Below are 3,561 nucleotides of genomic sequence, written 5' to 3' on the forward strand. Positions count from 1 at the left end.
TTTCCACCGAAAGCGCCAAGACCCGCGACATCACCGGCGGTCTGCCGCGGGTCGCCGAACTGTTCGAGGCTCGCAAGCCAAAGGACGCGGCGATCATCGCGGAAATCGCCGGCACCATCCGCTTCGGCCGCGACTACAAGAACAAGCGCCGCATCTCGATCGAGCCGATGGACAAGAACGAGGAGACCCGCGAGTACCTGATCCCGAAGGGCAAGCACATCCATCTGCAGGATGGCGATATCGTCGAAAAGGGCGATTTCATCGTCGAAGGCAATCCGGCACCGCACGACATTCTGGCGATCAAGGGTATCGAGGAACTCGCTGCCTATCTGGTCAACGAAATCCAGGAGGTCTACCGGCTGCAGGGCGTGCTGATCAACGACAAGCACATCGAAGTGATTGTCCGTCAGATGCTGCAAAAGGTGGAGATCACCGACCAGGGCGAGACCGACATGATCTCGGGCGAACAGATCGACAAGATCGAGTTCGACCAGCTCAACGCCCGGGCCAAGGAAGAGGGCAAGAAGATCGCCACGGGAACGCCGGTACTGCTCGGCATCACCAAGGCGAGCTTGCAGACCCGCTCGTTCTTCTCGGCGGCCTCGTTCCAGGAGACCACCCGCGTGCTCACCGAAGCGGCCGTCAATGGCAAGGTGGACCCGCTGGAAGGCCTCAAGGAGAACGTCATCGTTGGTCGCCTGATTCCGGCGGGCACCGGTGCCTCGATGGCCAAGATTCGGGAAGTCGCCGTGAAGCGCGACAAGCTGATTCTGGACGAGCGCGAAAAGCAGGCCACCATCGTGCCAGCGGCTCCCGAGGTCGAACCGCTGGCGCTGCCGCCCGCGGAATAAATAAGCAGATTCAATGGATTAGAGAGAAGGCCGGCGCAAGCCGGCCTTTTTTTGCTATTTTTTCGCTATTCTGGTTCTGCTAGCGTCGTTCGTTCATCTTCCCTTCAGGGAAAAAAGCGCTTCGTCTCAAACGACTTAGATCGCGGGCCCGCGGCAGCTGGCGGACCGCGGCAGGGTCGCGGGGAACACTTGGAAATAGATGTTGGATCTTGCAATCGTTGGCGGTGGCCCCGGCGGCCTGATGAGTGCCTGGTATCTCAAAAAGAAACTGGGTGAACTTTGTCGCGTCACCATTTTTGAGGCATCCGACCGCGTCGGCGGCAAGGTTCTCACGCGCAAATTCGATTCTGCGCCCGCGATGTACGAAGCCGGCGTCGCCGAGATCTACGATTACTCCATGACCGGCCCCGATCCGCTGCGCGAGCTAATCCAGCATTTCGGCCTGCAGACCATTCCGATGGACGCCGAGCAGGTCCAGCTCGACGGCGAATTGCTCAATGACGTGCCGGGCATGCGCCGCAAATATGGAGCGAAGACCGCCGACGCCATCGAGACGTTCCGCAAGCGCTGTACCGAAATGGTGTCCCCGATCGAATATTACGAAGGCGTCGGCGCGCACGACAACGAACATCCATGGGCCTACATTACCTGCGAGGCGTTGCTCGACCGCGAAATCGAGGATGCCACCGCCAAGCGCTTCTTCAAGACCATGGCGCGGTCCGATCTCGCCACCGAGAGCCACAATACCAACGGGCTCAATGCGCTGAAGAACTTCGTGATGGATGTCGACGGCTATATCGGCCTGTATTCGATCCAGAACGGCAACGAGCAGCTGATCGACTGCCTGCAGTCCGAGGTCGATGCCGATATCGAGCTCAATCACCGGGTGCTCAAGATCGGCAAGACCGCGGCCGGCCGCTATCAGCTCAACATGATGAACGGCAAGGGGCCGGAGACCCGCGATTTCGATCTCGTGGTGATGTGCCTGCCGCACTCCTGGCTCGCCACCATGCGCTGGGACGGCGAGCAATTGCGCAAGTCGATGGTCAAGCACATCGCCTATTTCGATCGGCCCGCGCATTATCTGCGGGTTTCGATCCTGTTCGACGCGCCGTTCTGGGGCGATAAGATTCCGGGCGCATGGTTCATGTCGGAGGCGTTCGGCGGCTGCTGCGTCTATAACGAAGGCGCCCGCCACGACGTCGGCAAGCACGGCGTCCTGAACTGGCTGATCGCCGGCTCCGATGCGCTGGCTTTCGCCAATCTTGGCGACCAGGAACTGATCGATGCCGCGCTGAAGTCGCTGCCGGCCTCGCTCGGCGATGCGCGCGCCCATCTCATGGAGGGCAAGATCCATCGCTGGCTGTCGTCGGTGAACGCGCTTCCCGGCGGCATGCCGGCGCGTGACGTGATGACGAATCACCGGCCAGACCCGAAACAGCATCCCGGCCTGGTGGTGGTCGGCGACTATCTGTTCGACTCGACACTGAACGGATTGCTGGATTCCTCCGATGCCGCGACCGACATCATCGTCACCGAGATGATGCGGCTGCGTCGTGCGCGCGGGGAGGGGGCCGGTTCTGCTTCCGGCAAGCCCGCCTCCGACAAGATCGATCGCGACTATTTCAGGAATTATCGCGGGCTCGGCCCCTACAGCGAGGTCTGGAGCCGGTTTACCGATCCGGCCTATCTGACGGACCTCATCAGGATCGTCTGGAGCCGCGTCAGGGGCTACAAACTGCTGGTGGCCGGATCCGCCAGCGGAGAACTGGTGGGCGCGCTGCGCGCCCGCGGGATCGATGCATGGGGCATCGAGAACAACCGCGCGATACACGCCAGAACGCCGAAGGCGCTGAAAAAATTCAACAAGCTCGGATCGATCGTCGATATGCCGTTTAGGGATCGCGAATTCGATTTTGTGTTCGAGACCAGCCTGTGCCATGTCGCGGAAAAGCAGGTATCGCGAGCTGTTCGCGAACTGAACCGGGTCATGAAGTCGGGCCTGATATTCGGATCGGTGACGTCGGACATGGCGCCGGCGCTGATCGATCGCTACGATCTGCTGCGCGGGGTCAAGAAGCTTGGCACCTGGTGGGAATGGTCGGAACTGTTTTTCAGCAACGGATTCGACCTGTCGATGCATCGCCGCGACTGCACCGATGCGCTGTGGGCGGCGACGCTGGCCGCCAACAAGGGACCCGGCGAGTGGTATGCGGACTCCGAGAGCCTGCGCTACTCTTTCTTTGACAAGGTCGAAGCCGACGATTGAACTAATCCAAGTTGCCGTTGCCGCGAATGCGCGGCGCCCCGTGGAAAGTTGTTGGCAGTTGCTTTGCCGAACGCGTAGAACCACCGGGTCGATTTTGCGGTCATGCCGGCCGTGCAGCTTCGGTTGGTTTTCATGGCGTCCAGGCCTCCATCACCGGATGATCCGATCGCCGCTGCCGCGGATGATCCGGCCGCGCCCGCGCTCGATGAGAAGCTCATCGCCGGTGTAGCTGGTCGCACCGGCGGCAAGCCGGCGGCGTCGTCACCGGCCGATGACGACGACGAAGAAGACGAACTCGATCTTGATGATGACGAGGACGATGAGGAACTCGTCGTCTTTACGGCCAAGGAAGCCGCTGGCGCGCTGGCGACAGTCTATGCGTTCGTCAAACCGTTTCTGAAAAACTACAAGAAGATCCTGACATTTGTCAGCCTCGGCGTC

The 3,561-nt window shown here is 60.8% G+C and carries 1 protein-coding gene and 2 pseudogenes; all 3 read left to right on the plus strand.

Annotation, left to right across the window (positions count from 1 at the left end):
• A pseudogene (locus tag ABR948_RS29040) lies at positions 1–851 on the plus strand (DNA-directed RNA polymerase subunit beta'); the annotation flags it as partial.
• 199 nt (positions 852–1,050) lie between these two features.
• The gene (locus ABR948_RS29045) at positions 1,051–3,120 is read left to right on the plus strand and encodes an FAD-dependent oxidoreductase (RefSeq protein ID WP_428124682.1); all 2,070 of its coding nucleotides are present in this window, start codon (positions 1,051–1,053) and stop codon (positions 3,118–3,120) included.
• A 132-nt stretch (positions 3,121–3,252) separates the two neighbouring features.
• Positions 3,253–3,561, plus strand: a pseudogene (locus ABR948_RS29050) (ABC transporter ATP-binding protein); the annotation flags it as partial.

The sequence above is a fragment of the Bradyrhizobium sp. genome, from assembly GCF_050014615.1.
In the GTDB taxonomy this organism is placed as follows: domain Bacteria; phylum Pseudomonadota; class Alphaproteobacteria; order Rhizobiales; family Xanthobacteraceae; genus Bradyrhizobium.

Coding starts and splice junctions, on each gene's coding strand:
- ABR948_RS29045 (WP_428124682.1), top strand. CDS start 1,051: ATGTTGGATCTTGCAATCGTTGGCGGTGGCCCCGGCGGCCTGATGAGT.